Origin of the sequence: Paludisphaera mucosa, assembly GCF_029589435.1 — a bacterium.
Taxonomy (GTDB): Bacteria; Planctomycetota; Planctomycetia; order Isosphaerales; family Isosphaeraceae; genus Paludisphaera; species Paludisphaera mucosa.
The window spans coordinates 472,801-490,860 of the sequence record NZ_JARRAG010000002.1 but is presented as its reverse complement, the minus strand read 5'-3'; the positions used below and the strand labels follow the sequence as shown (position 1 = coordinate 490,860).

23 protein-coding genes and 1 pseudogene are annotated in these 18,060 nt (G+C 66.4%); 11 read left to right on the top strand and 13 right to left on the bottom strand.

Translation table 11 applies throughout. The annotated features are described in order from the left end of the window. The first annotated feature begins 521 nt into the window (after positions 1 to 521). From PZE19_RS11490 to PZE19_RS11475, 4 genes are all read left to right on the top strand, one after another. Positions 522 to 986, top strand: coding sequence for a hypothetical protein (locus PZE19_RS11490; protein WP_277860758.1), 465 nt, complete (start codon positions 522 to 524; stop codon positions 984 to 986). A gap of 71 nt (positions 987 to 1,057) precedes the next feature. Beyond that, positions 1,058 to 2,032: a DUF1559 family PulG-like putative transporter gene (locus PZE19_RS11485; RefSeq protein WP_277860757.1), complete on the top strand. Its 975-nt coding sequence runs from the start codon at positions 1,058 to 1,060 to the stop codon at positions 2,030 to 2,032. A 148-nt stretch (positions 2,033 to 2,180) separates the two neighbouring features. Further along, a complete protein-coding gene (locus PZE19_RS11480; RefSeq protein ID WP_277860756.1) occupies positions 2,181 to 2,993 on the top strand; it encodes an endonuclease/exonuclease/phosphatase family protein in 813 nt (270 codons plus the stop codon). A 124-nt stretch (positions 2,994 to 3,117) separates the two neighbouring features. Next, positions 3,118 to 3,315 (top strand): hypothetical protein, encoded by a 198-nt coding sequence (locus tag PZE19_RS11475; protein WP_277860755.1) that lies wholly within the window; start codon positions 3,118 to 3,120, stop codon positions 3,313 to 3,315. A gap of 308 nt (positions 3,316 to 3,623) precedes the next feature. Here the strand turns inward: PZE19_RS11475 and PZE19_RS11470 are convergent, their stop codons facing one another. The 7 genes from PZE19_RS11470 to PZE19_RS11440 all read right to left on the bottom strand — a co-directional run bounded on the left by PZE19_RS11470 (position 3,624) and on the right by PZE19_RS11440 (position 7,678). Beyond that, positions 3,624 to 4,505: an MBL fold metallo-hydrolase gene (locus PZE19_RS11470; protein WP_277860754.1), complete on the bottom strand. Its 882-nt coding sequence runs from the start codon at positions 4,503 to 4,505 to the stop codon at positions 3,624 to 3,626. Positions 4,506 to 5,009: 504 nt separating this feature from the next. Continuing rightward, positions 5,010 to 5,357: a hypothetical protein gene (locus tag PZE19_RS11465; protein WP_277860753.1), complete on the bottom strand. Its 348-nt coding sequence runs from the start codon at positions 5,355 to 5,357 to the stop codon at positions 5,010 to 5,012. 180 nt (positions 5,358 to 5,537) lie between these two features. Next, positions 5,538 to 5,939: a DUF2147 domain-containing protein gene (locus PZE19_RS11460; RefSeq protein WP_277860752.1), complete on the bottom strand. Its 402-nt coding sequence runs from the start codon at positions 5,937 to 5,939 to the stop codon at positions 5,538 to 5,540. Positions 5,940 to 6,194: 255 nt separating this feature from the next. After that, on the bottom strand, positions 6,195 to 6,443 hold the full coding sequence (locus PZE19_RS11455) for a hypothetical protein (protein WP_277860751.1): 249 nt from the start codon (positions 6,441 to 6,443) through the stop codon (positions 6,195 to 6,197). Positions 6,444 to 6,713: 270 nt separating this feature from the next. Beyond that, the gene (locus PZE19_RS11450) at positions 6,714 to 7,112 is read right to left on the bottom strand and encodes a hypothetical protein (RefSeq protein WP_277860750.1); all 399 of its coding nucleotides are present in this window, start codon (positions 7,110 to 7,112) and stop codon (positions 6,714 to 6,716) included. Positions 7,113 to 7,236: 124 nt separating this feature from the next. Further along, the gene (locus PZE19_RS11445; RefSeq protein WP_277860749.1) at positions 7,237 to 7,443 is read right to left on the bottom strand and encodes a hypothetical protein; all 207 of its coding nucleotides are present in this window, start codon (positions 7,441 to 7,443) and stop codon (positions 7,237 to 7,239) included. A gap of 52 nt (positions 7,444 to 7,495) precedes the next feature. Next, positions 7,496 to 7,678: a hypothetical protein gene (locus PZE19_RS11440; protein WP_277860748.1), complete on the bottom strand. Its 183-nt coding sequence runs from the start codon at positions 7,676 to 7,678 to the stop codon at positions 7,496 to 7,498. 222 nt (positions 7,679 to 7,900) lie between these two features. Here PZE19_RS11440 and PZE19_RS11435 point away from each other — a divergent pair, with 222 nt between their 5' ends. Next, positions 7,901 to 8,191: a metalloregulator ArsR/SmtB family transcription factor gene (locus tag PZE19_RS11435; RefSeq protein WP_277860747.1), complete on the top strand. Its 291-nt coding sequence runs from the start codon at positions 7,901 to 7,903 to the stop codon at positions 8,189 to 8,191. Next, the gene (locus tag PZE19_RS11430; protein ID WP_277860746.1) at positions 8,188 to 8,574 is read left to right on the top strand and encodes an ammonium transporter; all 387 of its coding nucleotides are present in this window, start codon (positions 8,188 to 8,190) and stop codon (positions 8,572 to 8,574) included. The genes PZE19_RS11435 and PZE19_RS11430 overlap by 4 nt, the downstream gene beginning before the upstream one ends. A 41-nt stretch (positions 8,575 to 8,615) precedes the next feature. Here PZE19_RS11430 and PZE19_RS11425 read toward each other — a convergent pair whose 3' ends face one another. The 4 genes from PZE19_RS11425 to PZE19_RS11410 all read right to left on the bottom strand — a co-directional run bounded on the left by PZE19_RS11425 (position 8,616) and on the right by PZE19_RS11410 (position 11,066). Continuing rightward, the gene (locus tag PZE19_RS11425) at positions 8,616 to 9,071 is read right to left on the bottom strand and encodes a hypothetical protein (protein WP_277860745.1); all 456 of its coding nucleotides are present in this window, start codon (positions 9,069 to 9,071) and stop codon (positions 8,616 to 8,618) included. A gap of 119 nt (positions 9,072 to 9,190) precedes the next feature. Continuing rightward, positions 9,191 to 9,898: a DNA alkylation repair protein gene (locus PZE19_RS11420; RefSeq protein WP_277860744.1), complete on the bottom strand. Its 708-nt coding sequence runs from the start codon at positions 9,896 to 9,898 to the stop codon at positions 9,191 to 9,193. 60 nt (positions 9,899 to 9,958) lie between these two features. Then, a complete protein-coding gene (locus PZE19_RS11415) occupies positions 9,959 to 10,393 on the bottom strand; it encodes a VOC family protein (protein ID WP_277860743.1) in 435 nt (144 codons plus the stop codon). A gap of 28 nt (positions 10,394 to 10,421) precedes the next feature. Next, positions 10,422 to 11,066: a dihydrofolate reductase family protein gene (locus PZE19_RS11410; protein ID WP_277860742.1), complete on the bottom strand. Its 645-nt coding sequence runs from the start codon at positions 11,064 to 11,066 to the stop codon at positions 10,422 to 10,424. 584 nt (positions 11,067 to 11,650) lie between these two features. Here PZE19_RS11410 and PZE19_RS11405 point away from each other — a divergent pair. From PZE19_RS11405 to PZE19_RS11390, 4 genes and pseudogenes are all read left to right on the top strand, one after another. Continuing rightward, positions 11,651 to 11,965, top strand: a complete 315-nt coding sequence (locus PZE19_RS11405; protein ID WP_277860741.1) for a hypothetical protein — start codon at positions 11,651 to 11,653, stop codon at positions 11,963 to 11,965. A 98-nt stretch (positions 11,966 to 12,063) separates the two neighbouring features. Next, entirely contained in the window at positions 12,064 to 12,513 is a 450-nt protein-coding gene (locus PZE19_RS11400; RefSeq protein ID WP_277860740.1) for a transposase, read from the top strand. 9 nt (positions 12,514 to 12,522) lie between these two features. Next, entirely contained in the window at positions 12,523 to 12,672 is a 150-nt protein-coding gene (locus PZE19_RS11395; protein WP_277860739.1) for a hypothetical protein, read from the top strand. Between the two features lie 71 nt (positions 12,673 to 12,743). Then, positions 12,744 to 13,546: pseudogene (locus PZE19_RS11390) on the top strand (IS5 family transposase); the annotation flags it as partial. 36 nt (positions 13,547 to 13,582) lie between these two features. On the opposite strand, the gene PZE19_RS32930 reads toward PZE19_RS11390, so the two are convergent. Together PZE19_RS32930 and PZE19_RS11385 are read right to left on the bottom strand one after the other, a co-directional pair. Further along, entirely contained in the window at positions 13,583 to 14,092 is a 510-nt protein-coding gene (locus PZE19_RS32930) for a transposase (RefSeq protein WP_368411291.1), read from the bottom strand. A gap of 421 nt (positions 14,093 to 14,513) precedes the next feature. Beyond that, positions 14,514 to 15,197 carry an ISL3 family transposase gene (locus PZE19_RS11385; RefSeq protein WP_277860738.1) on the bottom strand — a complete coding sequence of 228 codons (684 nt, stop codon included), beginning with the start codon at positions 15,195 to 15,197 and terminating at the stop codon, positions 14,514 to 14,516. 361 nt (positions 15,198 to 15,558) lie between these two features. Between PZE19_RS11385 and PZE19_RS11380 the strand changes: the two genes are divergently transcribed. Next, complete coding sequence (locus tag PZE19_RS11380) at positions 15,559 to 18,057, top strand: multicopper oxidase family protein (protein WP_277860737.1); 2,499 nt, start codon at positions 15,559 to 15,561, stop codon at positions 18,055 to 18,057. Positions 18,058 to 18,060 lie beyond the last annotated feature (3 nt).

The following is an 18,060-nucleotide window of genomic DNA, read 5'->3' as shown; positions in this document are numbered from 1 at the left end:
CCGCACCACCTCTTCGTCTCCGCCCTGCCTCGGAACCGCCCTCGCGAGCTGCCTCCGTCCTCAGCCACGGCTTCGCTTCATCCGGCGTCAATCCCGGTGGGCCCGGCCGGTCTCGTAAGCCGCGCGAGGCGCGACATGAAGAGCGATTCAGGACCCGTCAACGGACCTTGACGTTCTCAGCTCGTACGCGTCATCATGGAATTGAAAGTTGCGGCGTTTCCGGGGCGGTCGTGCCCCGGGATGCCCAGCACGATTCGGCGGACCGCGCGACATCCCACAGGCCCGAGGCCTGCGGGACGTGCTTCGGACACGACGTCGCGCAGCGCCCGGACGACTAAAACACAACCTGGTCGCAAAAATTCGGTCGCCACCGACCGCTCCCTCGCCGGCCCTGGCGCGATGATTGCGTGTCGTCGCTTCATTCCGATCGACGTCGCGCCGGCGGATCCACGTCCCGCGTCCGGAGCGGGCGGCCTGGATACACCTCGGCGAATATCAAGGAATCGAAGGATATGCAACGCATGACCCCCACGACGCCTCAGGTGCGACTTGCGGCCCTCACGGCCGTCTTCATCGTCTCGTGGGGTTGTGGCGGCGGCGACGGGTTGCCGCGCCAGGCGGTTTCGGGCAAGGTCGCGCTGGACGGCCAGCCCCTCGACTCGGCCCTGATCACCTTCACCCCCACGGGCGCGGGGGGCGACTCGACGTCGGGCGCGGCGCAGGTCTCCGGGGGCTCGTTCTCCATCCCCCAGGCCGAAGGACTGATCCCCGGCAACTACCGGGTCTCGCTCTCCGTGACCAAAGAAACCCCGGTGAAGGCCTCCCGGAAGAAGGAGACCGACAGCGTCACGGGAGAGGAGATCCCGCCGCCGACGTCGGCCCTGGGGGAGACGCTTCCCGCCCGCTACAACACCCAGAGCGAGTTGAAGGCCGACGTCACCCAGGCCGGCCCGAACGACTTCACGTTCGCCCTCACATCGAAGTGAGAAAACCGAGCCTTAACTTCCGACGGCGATCCATCCCTCTCCTTGCGAAGAGTTTCAGGAGTCTACGCCCGATGATCATCGACAGACGTGTTCGCAATCGTGGCTTCACGCTCATCGAATTGCTGGTGGTGATCGCGATCATCGCCGTGCTCATCGCCCTGCTGCTCCCCGCGGTGCAGTCGGCGCGCGAGGCCGCCCGCCGCATCCAGTGCACGAACAACCTCAAGCAGATCGGCCTGGCCGTCCACAACTACGGCGACACCGTCGGCTCGCTGCCGCCGGGCGCCTCCGGATGTTGCAACGGCACGTGGCAGGCCTTCATCCTGCCGTACATGGAGCAGGGGGCCCTGTCCAACTCGTACAATTTCTCGAACCCCCGGTACGTCAACCTGGCCAACACCACGGTGACGACCAGCTTCATCAGCGCGTTCCTCTGCCCGAGCAACGGCCTCCAGCACAAGCCGATCAGCACGGCCCTCGGGGCCGACGCGACCGGCAAGATCTCGGCGCACAACTACGTGGCGAACTTCGGCTCGACCGACCTGAATCAGCAGGACGTCGCCCTGGACTCCAGCTTCGCCGGGGCGCCGTTCACGTTCATCGCCCCGTACACCAACGCCGACCATCCGGCGTCGGCGAACAAGGGCAAGACGATCACCATCGCCACCATCACCGACGGCACCACCAACACGATGCTGGCCTCCGAGGTCATCATCGTCCCGCTGAACTCGGAATTGCGTGGGATGACCTGGTGGGCCGACGCCACCAGCTTCACCGCCTTGCTGGCCCCCAATTCGCCCTTGCCCGACATGATGTACGGACCCGCGGCCTGCAACGCGACGATCGCCAGGCCGACCCCTTGCGGCCAATCCAGCGGGGCCCCCCGCCTCAACTATCTGGCCGCCCGCAGCCGGCATTCCGGCGGCGTCAACTCCGCGATGTGCGACGGCTCGGTCCGCTTCATGAAAGATTCCATCAGCCTCCCCATCTGGCGGGCGCTGAGCACGACTCAGGGCGGCGAGATCGTCAGCTCCGACGCCTATTGATCGGGGCCGGAACCGCTGTCGACGCAACGCCTCGCTACGGGCGAGGCGGATTGCGATCCGGGGCCTTCTCCGTGCATCCTCTCCTCGACGGGGAGGATGCCGGCCGGAAGGTCCTTCTCATTTCGGAGCATCCAGAGGAACAGGATTCATGATTCGACGCATCCTTCTTTCGCTCGGATTCCTCCTTTCGCCGACGCTGGCCGGGGCGCAGGACGCGATCAAGCTGGCCACGTTCAACATCCACCACGGCGAAGGGACCGACGGCAAGCTCGACCTGAAGCGGGTGGCCGACCTGGTCCGGGGCGTCGACGTCGTTGCCTTCCAGGAGATCGACGTCCACTTCCGCGACCGGAGCGAGGGAGTGGATCAGGCGGAGTGGCTGGGCAAGGAGCTGGGCGGGAACTTCGCCTTCGGGCCGAACCTGGTGGAGGGGGAGGGGAGCTACGGCGTCGCTTTGGTGACGCGGTTCCCGATCACGGCCCACACCAACCACCGCCTGCCGAAATCCGCCGGTCGCGAAAGGGCCGAGCCCCGCGGGCTTCTGGAGTGCCGGCTCGACGTGGCGGGCAGGCCGCTCCGGGTTTACGTGACCCACCTGGCGCACGACTCGCAGGCCGACCGGACGCTGCAGGTCGCCAAGGTGCGCGAGATCGTCGCCGCCAGCCCCGACCCCTGGATCGTGATGGGCGACTTCAACCTCCGGCCCGACACGGCCGACTACAAGGCGCTCACCTCGCCGGAGTCCGGCCCCCGTCTCGTCGACGCCTGGGCCGTCGCCGGCGAGGGGCCGGGTCATTCGATCGGCCTGCGCGGCGAACGGCCGGCGCGGATCGACTACATCTTCGCAGCCGAGCCGCTGGCCGCCGGCTTCGTCGTCGGCTCGGCCCGGGTCAACGTCGCGACCATCGCGTCGGACCACCAGCCGGTCTACGTCGACCTGCGAATGCCGACGGATCGCTGATGATGGACAACCTGAAGACCCGCAAGGTCGCCTCGCTCTCGAGGCGTTCCCGCCCGAGCGGGCCCGAGCGGTAGCCGAGCGGCTGAAGATCCACGACACGCCGAAGCACCGCTCGTGGCTGAACGTGTCCGAGATCGAGCTGTCGGTCCTCTCACGCCGGCGCCTCGACCGCCGCATCGAGTCGAGGGAGGAACTGGAGCGGGAGGTCGCCGCCTGGGAGGAGGAGCGGAACGACCGTCGGGTCGAGACCCGCTGGCGATTCACCACCGCCGACGCCCGCGTCAGGCTCCGTCGACTCGACCCATCATTGCCGCAGTGGTAGCTTTCCGTGGCCTCGGGACCAGCGTTTCGAATGATGGACGGAACCATTTCCTGCCCGCTTCGAGCAACCCGAAGGACGAGTTCGCAGGTCTTCCACGGCCTTACTGACCGCCTCAATCATCGAACCTCTCTTCCGGCCGTTCGGCGCGGCACGCGCGTTCGATCATGCGACTGAACGGGGCGGGAAGTGCTGCGTGGAAAGGCGGCCCTGGGGAATGGTCTGGTACAGTCGCATGAGCCGACCATGGCAGACTCTGGTGCTTCCCGGAAGCGGTTTCTCACGCGGCCGTTTCTAGGGATTCTGAACTATCACGGGAGCGGAACGACCGTTCCCAGCCCTGCGTAGATGTAACGCTCTCCATATGCCCGCTGGAGCGCCGCGAAACCCGGCTCGCTCGTGCAGTGCCCGACGGCGACGCTGGCGACCTTCCACTTGTCACGCAGAGACGTCGCCAACCGCTCGATCTCCGGGTCCGGCGTCGTCACCAGGTGCAGCCCGCCGACGAGGATCTGTATCGGCCGCCCTGCAGCCTTCTCCAGGATGGCCTCGATCCCGGTGTGGGAGCAGCCGACGACGAGTATCTGCCCTTCCGGCACCTTGAGGGAGAGGGACAACTCCGGCATCTCGATCGTACGCGGCACCTTCGACGTCGTCGCGACGACGCTGATCCCCGGCAGGATCTCGCGGGATGCATCGACGGGTATCAGGTTCGCCCCCTTCCACGCCGTGCCGTGCGGCACGTTCACCGGGGTTTCGCCGTCGAAGTAGCGCATGCGTTTCGGGAGGGCCTCGGCCCCCCGGTGGTACATCTGCACCGGGGTCGACGTCATGAACGTCTCGTCCGCGGGGACGTAGACGGGCACGCCCGGGTTGGCCTTCAGTACGCGGGCGAGGCCGCTTGTGTGATCGCCGTGGCGATGCGAGATGACGACGAGGTCGATCGCCTTGAGATCGACGCCCAGCGACTTCACGTTGTGCTCGAACAGGTCCGCATCGTTCCCGGTGTCGAAGAGGATGCGCTTGCCGCCGAACTCCACCAGGGTCGAGAAGCCCCAGTCCTTTTTCAACGCCGAGTGGTCGCCAAAGGCGTCATACAATACGGTGATGCGGTTCGGCGGCGCGGCGACCGCCTCCGCCGAAAGGAGCAGGCCGACGGTCGCGAGGAGCGCAGCAGAACTCTGGCGGAGCATCGTTCTAATCTCCCTGGCGGGCTATCAAGCCCGGACCTCGATTCCGGCACGGCCGAACGCCGACTGCGATCGGTCGCCTCAGGTCCCTCCGGCGTCAGGCCGTCGAGACGACGTTCAAGCGATGGGCGGCATGGCGGCGGTGCATGCGGTCTCGTTCGGGCCGGCTCGGCGGGCCGACCCGCGGGTAGGCGATAGCGGGGCCCGGAGGCGCGTCGTCGTGGGCGATGGCCGAACGCGGGCCCTCCGCCTCAGCACGGTCGTCGAGGCCCTCCGGGGGTACGAACTGCGGGCCGGTCGGGAGGCTCTCGGGTATCTCGCCCCGCTCCAGAACGGCGCTCCTCGTCTCGGCGTCGACCCGCAACGCCTGATCGAATTGCATCGAGGCGCCGGGCCGACCGTGGCGTTCCCTTCGAGGATCCGCTCGACGTCGGGCATGATGTCGTCTAGGCTCTCGTAGCGTATAGCTCATCGTCCGAGAGTCATGGGTGAATCTCCGGGGCCCAATCAATCGGATCCGGTCGTCACGCGAATTCTAGCGGCGGCGGCAAGCGGGGCGAGCCCTCCGGGGCCTCGGGCGTCATGCGCCGACGCCCGCGAGAGGTCGGAGGAATCGTCCCGCCAGGAAACCAGCCACGCCGCGCAGAAACACTCGACCGTCAGCACGCCGCCCACCAGCGCGACCGGGGCGAAGAGGAGGTTGACGCTCCACGCGGTGAAGAACGGCCTGCCCGGCGGCGGTCCTGCGGCGAACTGCTCGGTCAGGGCGACCAGCCACATCACGCCGGCCGTCCCGCCCACCGCCGCATAGGTGAGCAGGAGGACCGAGAATCCCAGCGCCCACGGCCTAGTCACGCGAAACAAGTCCGCCTGCGTCGTCGCGTTGCTCCTATCGCAAGGAGACGATCGCTCTGTTCTGCAAAGCACGCAGCTCGGAATGTTGCTTTGTAGAGCAAAGTACGGCAAGGGCAGGCAGCGGATGCGGGCGGCCGGCCGAGCGAAATCATCGACGACCCCCACCGGACCACGCCACGATTACTTGTCGCCCTTCTCCCTCTTGGCCTCAATGTCCCATTCCCGCTTCTCGCCGCCGAACTCCGTCGAGCCCTTCCCCTCGAGCTGGTCCCCGTCGATCTTCAGCCTGTACTCGACGGTGATGGGGTCGTCCAGGTTCGGCAACTTCCGCTCGGCGGAGAACGTCAGCTCACCGTCCTTCAGCTTCAGGTCTTTCAGCTTCTCGTCCTTCTGGTCCGCCCAGTCCATGGTCCCGACGAGCTTGTCCCCCTCCTTCTTGATCGTCAGGGTGGAGGTCCGCTTCTGCTCGCCGATCTCGTAGCTGCACCGCCATTTGCCGACCGGATCGGCCGCCTTGTCGTCCGCCGCGCCCGTCAGGTCGCATGCACCGAGAATCAACGCCAGGGAGAGAATCGCATTCATGGTCGCCTCCGGGATGGTGGCTCGACGGCGGCCGCCCGACATGGGTCGCCGCCCGCAGCGATTCTATCCGTGCCGGGGACGATGGTCACGCCGGCGGCCGCCGGGACGGTGGAGACAGCCAGGATGCGAGGTCGAGGGCGGAGAAACCCCGATCACTTCGCCGCCCGCCCCCTGGCTTCATCGCGTAACCCGAGTCAGCCCCGGCGCTCAGGGACGGCCCCGGGCTTCTTCGTACGCCGAGCCCCGCCACAAGCCTCACCTCTTCTTGATCTCGCCGTAGTCGACGACCGTCTTGCCCGGCTTGAAGAGCGCAGAGGACTTCGACCGGTACTGGGCGCTCTCGTACTGGACCTCGACGGCCTTATCGACCCCTCCGTTGCGGCGGACGTCGATCGCCACGCTGGGGGGAGCCCAGACGTCGAGCAGCGTGGTCACGTCGTGGTAGGGGCCGTAGTCGACCTGCGAGGTCACGGCCCCTCCGGCGTTGGGGTGCATGGCGATCACGAAGTAGCTCGGCCCCTGGTCGAGGATGTCGTCGCCGCGCGCAGGCGAAGAGGGCCACGAAGCCGAGGGCCAGGAAGCGGCGCATGGTTTTTGACTCTCACGGTTTGCGATCCGCAACTCCCCGTCGTCGGGGATCTTGCCGGTGTCGCGACGAGACTGGGAGTGGCAAAGGGGCCGGTGATCCGCCAAGGAAGGAATAGGCGGGCGTTTTTCAAGATGATCGTGATAGTGCCCCAGAAGGCTTCGAGGATACTCATCCGCCGCCTCCCTTTACGTCGGAAGACGGCGGAACGCGTCCCAGGTGAGAATCACGCCCAGGACGCTCATCACCGCCCCGACGACGCGGTAGACGCCGAACGCCTTCTGCCAGCGGACGGCGTTGTCGATCATGCGGTTCGGGACGGCCGGGAAGATCAGATAGAGCGTCGCCTTCGTCGTCATGCTCCACCCGGCGATGGTGACGAGCACCGGCCAGTCCCAGGCCCACAGGTTGTGCCCGAGCAGGATGACCAGCCCGGTGGGCAACGTGTACATCCCGATGATGAGCGGGGCGAAGCCGGTCCCTTTGATGGCGTCGAAGAACTCAGCCCAGAGGCGGGGCTGGGCCGCGTGCGAGAGGCCGACGATCACGAGCGTCAGGGCGAACCACGCGTCGATGTACGGGGCCACGGTCAGTCTCCTGGAAAGGTTGCTTTCCAGGAGGATAACCGATTTATCGATTTGGCGAAATCTGATTTTTGGGAACCCAAAATTCCCCGCATCCGCGTTAGCGGCGAGGTTTCCAACTCGATGGTCACTTCGCCGCTCGCCGCCGGGCCTCGTACTTGAACAGCCAGGGCACGAAGTAGTAGGCACCGATCCCGCCCGCGATCCCGCCGATGACCATCGGGATGCTGTCGGTAGGTTGGAGGTGCCTGATCCCTGCGAACACCTGGTAGAACCAGATGACGCTCCACGCGATCGAGAACACGCCCAGCACCATCACGCTCTTGTAGAACATCGGTCCGCTCCCCTTGGTTCGCTCTTCCTGCCCCGTCGCCACTCGCACCACGTCAGGCCGCCGCTCGGGCCTGCCGCTTCCGGAGCCACATCATCGTCAGCTGAGCCGTGACGGCGCCGACGACCATGGCGATGAAGTCTTCGCCGTGGCTCGGCACCCCGATCACCAGGCTGCGGAAGATCGCCCAGGCCGCGATGAAGACGAAGAAGTCCAGCAGCATCATCCGGATCGACATGGCTCGCCCCCGTTGGTTCGGGAGGCCGTTCTTCGGCCTCGACAGGGGGTTATCAGAGCCCGTGAGCCGGGCGGACAAAAAGCGCGGACGGCGAGCGTAAGCTGTGTCTTCGCCTGATCACCCCGCCCCGAAACACGTTCGGCAGCCAGGCCAGCACGCCCTCCGGCCGGAAATGGACCTCACTTCCCTGAATCAATTAGTCGAGTAGCTCATTAGCGAATCATGAACCAGGTCTTCAAAGCCCTCTCCGATCCGACGCGTCGCCGCGTCCTGCAGCTTGTGCGCAAGGGGCCGATGAGCGGGGGCGAGCTCAGCGACCAGTTCGACTTCGCTAAGCCGACGATGTCGGCGCACTTCGCGGTGCTGGAGGCCGACCTGGTGCACACCGAGAAGATCGGCAAGTCGGTCATCTACCACCTGAAGTTCTCGGTGCTCGAAGAGGTGCTTCTGGGCTTCGTCCATCCGTTCGGCTTGGGCGCAGAGGCGCCGGAACCCAAGGAGACGCCCGGATGAACGATGACGCGTGGAAGAAAGAAGTGATCGCCCCACTGGCCTGGGGGGGCGGCATCGTCGTCGTGGCGCTCGGCTCGACCCTGGCTCGCAAGCTGTGTTATCTCGACGGCGATACGGTGACACGGCTGGTCATCGGCCTGACCGGGCTGATGATCGCCGCCAACGGCAACCGGCTGCCCAAGGTCGTGGTCCCGAACGCCTACGCCCAAAGGGCCAAGCGGGGGGGCTGGGCCATGTTCCTGAGCGGGCTCGTCTATGCCGGCGTGTTCGCCTTCGCCCCGATCCACACGACCGTCGCGGTCGGATGCGGCGCAGTCGCGGCGGAAATGGTGGTGACGTTAGGCTATTGCCTGTGGCTGAGCGTCAGGGTGAAAGCGGTCTGATGCAGGCTCGCTTCGAAGTGGATCGAGCAGGCCTGAGCTCATCAGCCTTCATCACGAGACGCGGGAAGCCGGTCCGACCGCACCCACTCGGAAACCGGCTGCGGCGGGTCGTCGTACAGCCGCCCCATCGCCGCCTCGGTCGGCGCCCACTCGATCGTGCGCGGCGGACCGAAGTCGGTCTCGATGTGCGCCGCCGCCGACCACCAGTACAGTCTTCGCAGCACTTGCTCGAACTTGCCCAGCCACTCGTCCCAGAGGATGCGGTCGTATGGATCGTCCTTGATGGACAGGCCGAAGTGGATGACCTGACGGCGGTACGTGCCCTGCGGGTACGGCGCAGGCAGGGCGAAGATGTCCCGCACGACCCAAGGCCAGTCGTCGTCTTCGGGCACGGCGGAGAGCGCCTCGCGGTTCAAGTCGTACATGCACCTGAACCGATCGCCGACATTCCAGGTGGCCCCGAGGATCCGGCCGTATACGATCGCTTCGTTCCCCATTGCTGGACCCCTCCGACCGAAGGTGAATGCCTCGACGATGGCGATTTTATCCTCGTCACGGACGTGGGACACGTTGGCGGGTGGGAGGCCGGTGGAGTCGGCATGGAGGACGAATCAGCTCAGCATTTGGCCGTCTTCCGCTTCTTGCCGAGCCTTCCGGCCGCCTGGACCTTCTCGATAGACTCGCGCGCACCGGGGACCTTGCACGCCGTTTCACCCATGCCGACCTTTACGAGGCCGATCCTGTCGGCCGCTTCAAGCGCCCGATCCGTCGATGCAGCCACGAAAGAGCCCGCGTCGATCACGAATCCGTTCATCTGAAGACGCACGCGATCCGGCTGGTCGTGGATCGTCCCGGCGACCCTGTCCAGCAGCTCGCCGATCGTCGCCTGGTCGAGCTCGTCGTCGGGCTTGATCTTGTGCACGGCCCCCAGCGTCGACCAGCCGGCCGCGGCGATCGACTCGACGTCGGATTCGATCCATTCCAGCAAGATCTCCCAGCCGTGCCGGCCCTCGGACGCGACCCATGGGACGGTGGACTCGCTGAGCATGGGCCAGTAGGCGGCCTTCACCCAGCAATCGAGGTCCTCGTTCGTCATCCTGGCGTCGTCGACGATCAGCCCGGCGAGATACATCGCGTCCGAGATGCCGGTCTCGAAAAGCTCCATCGCCAGCGAGTGGTTTATCTTGATGCGATTCTGGATCTTCTTAAGGTCTTCGACGCTCACCCCGAAGAACGGCTCGCGCGCCCCGTGATTGAGCAGCACCTTCTTGATGGAAGGCTTGCCCAGGGCCTTCAGTTGATCGACGACTTCCCGGGCGGTCATGGGCGGCTCCTTCGCTGGTACAGCGGGAGAGTTTCATGGGGGGCGATCTTGCTCACCGATTCAGCCGAGCTGCTCGGCGAGCCCGACGATGATGCCCTCAGGCCCACGGATGTAGGCCAACCGGTACGAGTCCCCGTACCGCATTTCGCCGATGAGCTCGGCCCCGTGCGCGACCATGCGCGCAACGAGAGCGTCGATGTCGTCGACGGCGAACATGACGCGGCGGAAGCCCAGGGCGTTGACCGGCGCGTCCACCGGCCCGAACCTGATCGCGTCGGGCGTGTGGAACTTGTCGAGCTCGACGCCCTGGCCATCGGGGGTCCGCATCATCGCAAGGGTGGCCCGGACGTCCCCCAGCCCGATCAGGCTCCCGACTTCAGGCCCTTCGACCGTCGTCTCGCCCTCGAGCTTGAGTCCCAGTTCGATGAAGAACGCCTTAACGGCTTCGAGGTCGTCGACGACGATGAGGACGTTGTCCATCCGTTCGACTGACATCTTTTTCCCCCTCTCGTATGCCTGAACGCTAGCGCTTCCTGGCGACCCGGTAATGCACGGCGGTCTCGGAAGCCTCGGAGCCGGCCACCTCGTAGTCTTCCTCCACCCCCAGCCCGCCGAGGAGCCGCTCTCCTTCCCCCAAGAAGACCGGCGCCATGACCAGGTGCAGCTCGTCGAGGAGCCGGGCTTTCCAGAAGGCCCGGACCGTGGAGACGCCGCCGTTGACCTTCACGTCCTTGCCATCGGCCGCGGCACGGGCCTGCTCCAGGACCCGTTCCGGCGAGCCGTCGACGAAGTGGAAGGAGGTGCCGTTCTCGAACTCCAGGGTGGGCCTGGGATGGTGCGTCAGCACGAAGACCGGGTGCTTGAAGGGAGGGTCGTCGCCCCACCAGCCCTTCCAGTCCTCGTCGGCCCAGGGGCCGCGGAGGGGGCTGAACATGTTGCGGCCCATGATGGAGGCGCCCACGCCCTCGAAGGCCCTGCCTGCGTAGCTGTCGTCCAGCCCCGTGCCGCCGCCCTCGGCGCCGATCATGGACCTGAAGGTCCGGGTGGGGAAGAACCAGTTCATGATCTGGATGGCGTTCTTGCCGAACGGCTTGGACTGGCTTTGCTGAAGGCCGGCTCCGAAACCGTCAAGGGAACAGGCGAAGTTGCGAACCACGACTTCAGGCATCCAAGTTCCTCCGGGATAGGTCGATGGCCGGACTCGGGGATTGGAACCATTTATCGGCAGGAAGTCAACGGGCGTACAGTGCTGTTTTGACGATGCCTTCGGCACCGGCACCATTCGGAAATCGAGCCGAAATCACGCCCAAACCCACCCCGAAATCCGAAGGAACCCTTTAACCACAGAATATTCAAGGTAGAAAGCGAGGGGGTTGAAACCGGCCGGGCGGCCGAAGAGGGGAAACGGGGATGAGGCGGACGGAGAGCCGGAGGCTTTTTCGTGCGTTGTGATGGCTGGAGAACGGCGCGAAGGAGGCAGGTTTGAAATCCAGGACTCACCAGATGGAGGCGGTGATCTGTTCTGGATGGTGTGTCGGCCGGCCTTGCTGATTCTCTCCCTCGACTGATGACACGCTCCGCCCTCGGCCTTCGATCGGGGAAGCTGAAGCCGGAGCCACGACGAGGCAAGCAGAAAAGGCCGTTTCCCTGCGGGAGCCTCGGCTTTTCAGCCTGCACGCCGCAGCACCACCGGATTCGGTTCGCCCCCGATCAGGCCCGATGGTCGAGCCGGAAACAGATAAGAGAGAACCAATGAGCCAACCCGCGCTCCAAATCCAGGTCGGGGTATTGAAAGTGACCATCGGGCGGAGTTTCAAGAAAAGCCGCGACTACTACACGCTGATCATCATCCGTTCCTTCCGGCGGCGAGACGACACCAGGAAGGAGTCGCACTCCTTCAATACGGTCGACGCCCTGCCGATGGCCGATGTGCTTCGCGAGGCATACGCCTGGATCAAGACGCAGAAGTGTGCCGACGCCAAGGGCCGCCGCGAGCGGGACGACGTGACGGCGAACCAATCAAACCGGTCGGCCCGAGAGGGTCGCCCACCACCATGGAGGAGTTGACATGTCTTAACTCGACTTGTGCAGTTTTGAGCCCGCCTCGGGCGGTACGATGAGAGGTTGAACCGACTTCTCAACGACACCGGCCGAGGACGGACTCAATGGCCATTCGACCCGAGACGCCCCGCGGGTTCTGGGACGACTTCGCCCCGGTCTTCACCCGCCCCACCTTCCGTCGATTCCTGACGCTCGTGGGGTCGGCGATCCTCACCGTCGGCCGTCGCACGGTCGCCAACCTGCTGCGGACGGCCGGCTCGCTGGCTTCCGGGGCCTTCTCCAGCCGCCGACGCGTCTTCTCGCAGGCCCGACGGTCGCCGTTGCGGCTGGCCGAGGCCCTGGCCCGACGCGTCGTCGACCTCCTGCCGGCCGACGCCGAGGTCGTCCTGGTCGGCGTCGACGCGGTCTTCCCCCATCGGGGCAAACACGTCTTCGGCGAGGCCCGGCATCGCGACCCGCTCCGATCGTCGCACGCCTTCACCGCCCGGCGGTACGGCCACAAGCGGGTCGTGCTCGCCGTCCTGGTCCGCTTCCCGTTCGCCGCCCGCCCCTGAACCCTGCCGGTGCTCGTCGCCCTGTATCGCGACCCGGCCGACGACCGCAGCGAGAGGCGTCGCCAGCGCCCACCGGCCCAGCAGGCGATCCGCCCGCTTCGGTTGATGCTCCGCTGGTTCCCCGGCCGTTGGTTCGTCTTCGCCGGCGATTCGGCCTAGGGTCTGTACGGTGAGCACAAAGGCAGTCGACTTCGTAGGACCTTGTTCAGATTGAGCAGGGAGGTACGACGATGCGACGCCATGAGCTGACGGACGCTCAATACGAGGCGATCCGCCCCCAACTCCCCGAGAACGGCGGGCGAGGCGGCCGGTGGACGGACCACCTGAAGATCCTCGACGGCCTGTTCTGGAGGCTGCGCACCGGCTGTCCGTGGCGCGACGTGCCGGAACGATACGGGCCCTGGTCCACGGTCTACGACCGGTTCCGACGCTGGAGCCGCGACGGCACCTTCGACCGCATCCTCAGGGCCTTGCAGGCGCGGCTCGACCGCCGGGGCCGCATCGACTGGGAGTTCTTCTGCATCGACGGGACGTCGATCCGCGCGAGCCTGGCGGCCGCCGGCGGCGGAAGAAAGGGGGCGCGCAGGAGCCCGAGGACCACGCGTCGGGTCGCTCGCGCGGCGGATTCGGGACCAAGATCCACCTGGTCGTGGACGGTCGCGGGCTTCCCCTCGCGGCCGAGGTGACCGCCGGCCAGAGGCACGAATCGACGCAGTTCGAGAAGGTGATGGACCCGGTCCGCGCGCCCCGCCGCATCGGCAGGCCGCGCAGCCGGCCGGCGAACGTCGCGGGCGACAAGGGCTACAGTTACGACCGCATCCGCGTCTGGCTGCGCCGCCGCGGGATCGGGGCGATCCCCCAGCGGTCGGATCAGAAGGCCAGGCATCGCGGCCGGCCCCTGAAGGTCGACGCGGACTTCTACCGCCGCCGGAACGTGGTCGAGCGGTGCGTGAGCTGGCTGAAGGAGTGCCGGAACGTGGCCACTCGCTTCGAGAAGCTGGCCCGCCACTACCTCGGCATGGTCAAAACCGCCATAAGGGGTTCTCCCGCTCTTTCGATGATCGGGGCTCTATCCTGCATCCAGGACGCGTGCTCGGATGAGGTCGAAGCCGGCCCGCCGATGCATCGACCGCTCGATCAGCTTCAGTCGGTTGACGCGCCCCTCGACCGGCCCGTTGCTCCACGGCGACTCGATACCTGCCCGCAGCGCGGCCTCATCCGGCCGCAGCTCGCGAGCGAGGGTCCGGAGTTCCGACGCCGATGAGCCTTCCGCTCGGGTCAGCCACCCGGTCAAGGCGTCCGGGCGACGCCCTCGGATGACGACGGCGAACTCCTCGGCCGACTCGATCGCACACCGGATCGAGTCATCCCCCGCGCTCAGCGCGTCCAAGGCCTGCTGAACTTCCGACGGGCGGTCGCAGGGCCGTATCAACTTCAGGGCCGCGAGCCGGCTCGGCGACGCGAACTCCGCGCGAGGGCCGGCGTCCCCCGAGGCGGCCCGCGGTGCGGTCCCAGCCCCCTCGCACTCGATCCGCCGGACATCCTGCCGAACCGTGCTGATCGCCCCGCGATAGCCCATCGCGAGCAGTTCGCGGCGTATCTGCAGGGTGTTGCGACAGCCCTCTTCGAGCCGTCGGCGGATGAACCCGGCGAACCGGTCCAGGCGGCTCGGATCCTCGGCGTCCGGGCCGCCAGTCGGGGCAGGAGTCCGACCGCACGTACCGCTCGACGGTCTTGTAGTGCAGACCGAGGGCGCGGGCGATCCCCCTCAGCGACTCCCCCGCGCTATGTCGCCGCCGGACCTCCTCGAATCGCGCGCGTCGGCCCTCATGCCGCGTCGATAGCTCGGTGCCCGGGCGGCCCGTCGGCGGTCTCTCGGCGACCGCCGCCTCCGGGGCCGCAGGGCCGTCGGTCGGCCCGCCGAGCAGCCGTCGGATCAACCCGGACCGCTGCTGAAGGGCTCGCCGGAACGCATCCCGGACGTTCTTCATCAGGCGGCATCAGTCGGCCACCTGCACCCCATCCAAAGCTCCCTCGCCGGCCGCCTGGGCATAGGCTTTGGCGCGATCGCGGGAGACGACCTCGACGCCAGGGCGGGCCCGCAGCCAACCGGCCACGGTCGTCGCTTCGCGGTCGGAGAGCAGGTCGATGACGCGGCGTCGCTCCAGATCGACCAAGATGGTCCCGTAGCGCGGGCCCTTGCGGAAGGCGAAGTCGTCCAGGCCGAGCACCCGGCGTGTCGGGGCCGCGCCGATCGGGGCCCGCCGTACCCGCCGGAGGAGGGCGTCCGGGCTGACCGGCTTGGCCAGGGCCCTGGCGAGCCGAGCCGCGGGGTCGCTGCCGAGAGCCATCCCGACCGCGACGAGGGCAGCCCCGAGCCGCGCTGTGGCCCGAGCATGCGGGTCGGCCAGGTCGATAGATCGCTCGGCGAAGATGCGGCGGCCGCACGCCGGGTTCTCGCAGCGGAAGCGGCGGGCGGTCGGCCGCAGCCGCGCGATCCGCCCCCGGCAGGACAGGTCGCGGATCAAGCGGGTATATCGGCCATGGACGCGGGGCGAAACGCGATCGCAAAGCGGGCAGCAGGCGCACGTGGTCGACGAGGAGGGGTCGAGGGCGAGGGGGCTGTCTTCGAGCCCTACGCCGTCGAGGCGAAGACCGGACCGGGACGGGACGGGTTCGAGCAAGTTGGAATGAGATCCTCGAGGTAGGTGCCAGGGGATCGAACGAGGTGTGGATACCCACCCTTGCTACGTCCTCCGCTCATCGAAAGTGCAGAAGGCGTTCCCGACGACGATCCAGAGCATCAAAACCGAATCGGCCGCCAGGTTGAACGCAGCTATTTTCACGGATGTCGCCGAGGCTGATTCAAAAGCCTCCGCGAGGGAATCCTTGATGGCCCAGCATCTCCTGAAAGCCGAACCCGACGACTCCGCGCCAAGTCCCCGGGGCGTCACTTGTTCATTAAATTTGAAATAATTAAAATAATTCAATGATAAGAAACTGGAGGATCCCGGTATAAATCATTCAAACAGGGAGATATGGAACATGTTGGATCGCAGAACGTTTCTTCGGGCGACGACCGCGGTTCCCGGCTTCGCCCTGATCACTCGATCGGAAGCGGGGGAGGAACCGACGGGGCCGTTCTCCAACCCGACCCGGACGTTCGATCCGAAGGATCTGGACGCCATCCCCAACTGGGCCTTCAGCCTGCCGTTTCATCACATCCCCACCATCCGTCCGTGCAGGATCGCGACGTTCGAGGCGCTTCAGGCCGACAAGTTCATAATCCACGAGTCCGATCCCGTCCCGATCGGGGAGGTCTTCCACGGCATCGCGTCGGAGTGGTGGAACTCGCCCAGAATCTGGAAGGCGTTCTTCGGGTGCGACCCCGCCAAGGTCGGCCTCGCGGCCTGGCAGGATAAGCAGCGGTGTTTCGGCACGTTCGCACACCACAAGACCGGACGGCCGCTCAAGAACTGGGGCGAGTTCCCCGTCAAGTGCTACAAGGTGCCGATCCGCGAGGCCGCGGTGAAGCTCCGCCCGGACGGGGCCGCAGAGGCGCGGGTTTACACATATGGCGATCTACTTCCGGGGCCGCTGTTTCGCCACCGCATCGGCCAGCCGGCCGTCGTCCGCTTCGAGAACCAGCTGGAGACGGAGGTCTCGATCCACCTGCACGGCGGCCATTCGCCGTCGCATTCGGACGGCTTCCCGAGCTTCTACGTCCTCCAGAACAAGGCCCGCGACTACTTCTATCCGCACATCCTGCCGCTGCGGCCCGAGGAGGCGGATCAGGCTCCCTGCGAGCTGCCGCTCCGCGACGGGACGAGAAAGCCGGGCTATGACCCGAAGCTCGGTCGAGGCGGCGGGCCCGGCCACGTCCCGGACATGGCCGAGGCGCAGTCCACCATGTGGTACCACGACCACGCGATGGACGCGACCGGCTACAACGTGTCCAAGGGCCTGGCGTCGATGTGCCTCTGCTTCTCCGAGCCGGAGCTGTGGCTCATCGCCAACAACATCCTGCCCAACGACGGCGAGAAGTCGTGCTTCGACCCTGAGGAGCAAGGCCCCGGCTGCGACGAGGAGCTGGAAGACCCGGATCGGCCCGGACACTACCTGCGGGGGAAAGAGCCCTTCCACAACCCATACGACATCCCGATGGTCTTGCAGGACAAGATCATCGACCGCGAGACCGGCCAGATCGCCTTCGACACGCAGGGCCACAACGGCTACCTCGGCACGACGATGTTCGTCAACGGCGTGCCGTGGCCGACGCTCACGGTCGAGAATCGCAAGTATCGCTTCCGCATCCTCGACGGATCGAACGCCCGCATCTTCCGGCTCCGCTTCCTTGCCGAGGAAGACTATATCCGCGCCCGCGACGGGGGGATGACGTCCGACGAGTACGACCGTTGCTCGAAGGAGTTCCTCCAGATCGGCAAAGATACGTGGCTGTGGTCGGAACCGCTGCCGCAGACGAGCGTCGTGCTGGCGATGGCCAAGCGCGTGGATTTGGTGTTCGACTTCACGGAGCGCGGATGCACCCCGCTGTTCCGGAAGGACGGCGACGAGGTCGTGCCGCTGCCGGCGGCGAAGGGCAAGCCGGGCGGCCGCGTGTTCTACCTGGTCAACACGATGCCGCAGAACGACGGCCGCGGGCCGAAGGCCAACCTCGAGGTGCCGGAAGATCCGCGGATGCAGGCCCTGCCGTTCGAGACCGACGCCTTCAAGCTGACGGAGTTGAACAAGCCGATCCCGCTCTTGCGGTTCTGCGTCGAGGGCGACCCGCTCCCGATCGAGAAGGAGGCCGAGGTCGCGGTCGGCGTGCCGCTCATCCGCCCGCGGCGGCGGATCGATGACGCGGACGTCCGGGTCGTCCGCGAGTTCGTCTTCCACAGGGGCAAGGGCTTCTGGATGGTGAACAAGCGGTTCTACGACCCGACGATCTCCAACGCCAGCCCGGTGCTCGGCAGCGCCGAAGAGTGGGTCCTCCGGAACGGAGGCGGCGGATGGTGGCACCCGATCCACATCCACCTGGAAGGGCACCAGATCGTCGCCTATCTGAAAGACTTCGCGGCCGACGCGCTGAAGGACGCCGAGAACGCGACGACGCTGAAGCCGCTGAGCGAGATGACCGACGTGACGCACGCGATCCACCGAACGGAATTGATCGCGAACCACGACACGCAGATCCTCGGCCCGAACACCGCGGTGAGGATCCGCATGCGGTTCCGCACGTGGCCGGGGCCTTTCGTGTTCCATTGCCACAACCTGGAGCACGAAGACATGCGGATGATGTTCAACTTCGAGCCGGTGCCGGACGAGACCTACGAGCCGCCGACGCGTCTCGACCCGCTGCACCATGATCCGGACGCTGCGCCGACGGCCCGCACTCACGGCAACGACCTCACGATGAACGGCTACGACAAGGACAAGAACCCGGACGGCCGCATGGGCGAGCTGCCGTGGGAGTTGTACCCGGTGCCCATCACGCCCGTCGAACGCGGCGGCGAATTTCTGATCCCGCCGCGTAAGAAGTAACGG

Coding starts and splice junctions, on each gene's coding strand:
- PZE19_RS11490 (WP_277860758.1), top strand. CDS start 522: ATGACCCCCACGACGCCTCAGGTGCGACTTGCGGCCCTCACGGCCGTC.
- PZE19_RS11485 (WP_277860757.1), top strand. CDS start 1,058: ATGATCATCGACAGACGTGTTCGCAATCGTGGCTTCACGCTCATCGAA.
- PZE19_RS11480 (WP_277860756.1), top strand. CDS start 2,181: ATGATTCGACGCATCCTTCTTTCGCTCGGATTCCTCCTTTCGCCGACG.
- PZE19_RS11470 (WP_277860754.1), bottom strand. CDS start 4,505: ATGCTCCGCCAGAGTTCTGCTGCGCTCCTCGCGACCGTCGGCCTGCTC.
- PZE19_RS11460 (WP_277860752.1), bottom strand. CDS start 5,939: ATGAATGCGATTCTCTCCCTGGCGTTGATTCTCGGTGCATGCGACCTG.
- PZE19_RS11445 (WP_277860749.1), bottom strand. CDS start 7,443: ATGTTCTACAAGAGCGTGATGGTGCTGGGCGTGTTCTCGATCGCGTGG.
- PZE19_RS11440 (WP_277860748.1), bottom strand. CDS start 7,678: ATGTCGATCCGGATGATGCTGCTGGACTTCTTCGTCTTCATCGCGGCC.
- PZE19_RS11435 (WP_277860747.1), top strand. CDS start 7,901: ATGAACCAGGTCTTCAAAGCCCTCTCCGATCCGACGCGTCGCCGCGTC.
- PZE19_RS11430 (WP_277860746.1), top strand. CDS start 8,188: ATGAACGATGACGCGTGGAAGAAAGAAGTGATCGCCCCACTGGCCTGG.
- PZE19_RS11425 (WP_277860745.1), bottom strand. CDS start 9,071: ATGGGGAACGAAGCGATCGTATACGGCCGGATCCTCGGGGCCACCTGG.
- PZE19_RS11420 (WP_277860744.1), bottom strand. CDS start 9,898: ATGACCGCCCGGGAAGTCGTCGATCAACTGAAGGCCCTGGGCAAGCCT.
- PZE19_RS11415 (WP_277860743.1), bottom strand. CDS start 10,393: ATGTCAGTCGAACGGATGGACAACGTCCTCATCGTCGTCGACGACCTC.
- PZE19_RS11410 (WP_277860742.1), bottom strand. CDS start 11,066: ATGCCTGAAGTCGTGGTTCGCAACTTCGCCTGTTCCCTTGACGGTTTC.
- PZE19_RS11405 (WP_277860741.1), top strand. CDS start 11,651: ATGAGCCAACCCGCGCTCCAAATCCAGGTCGGGGTATTGAAAGTGACC.
- PZE19_RS11400 (WP_277860740.1), top strand. CDS start 12,064: ATGGCCATTCGACCCGAGACGCCCCGCGGGTTCTGGGACGACTTCGCC.
- PZE19_RS32930 (WP_368411291.1), bottom strand. CDS start 14,092: ATGGGCTATCGCGGGGCGATCAGCACGGTTCGGCAGGATGTCCGGCGG.
- PZE19_RS11380 (WP_277860737.1), top strand. CDS start 15,559: ATGTTGGATCGCAGAACGTTTCTTCGGGCGACGACCGCGGTTCCCGGC.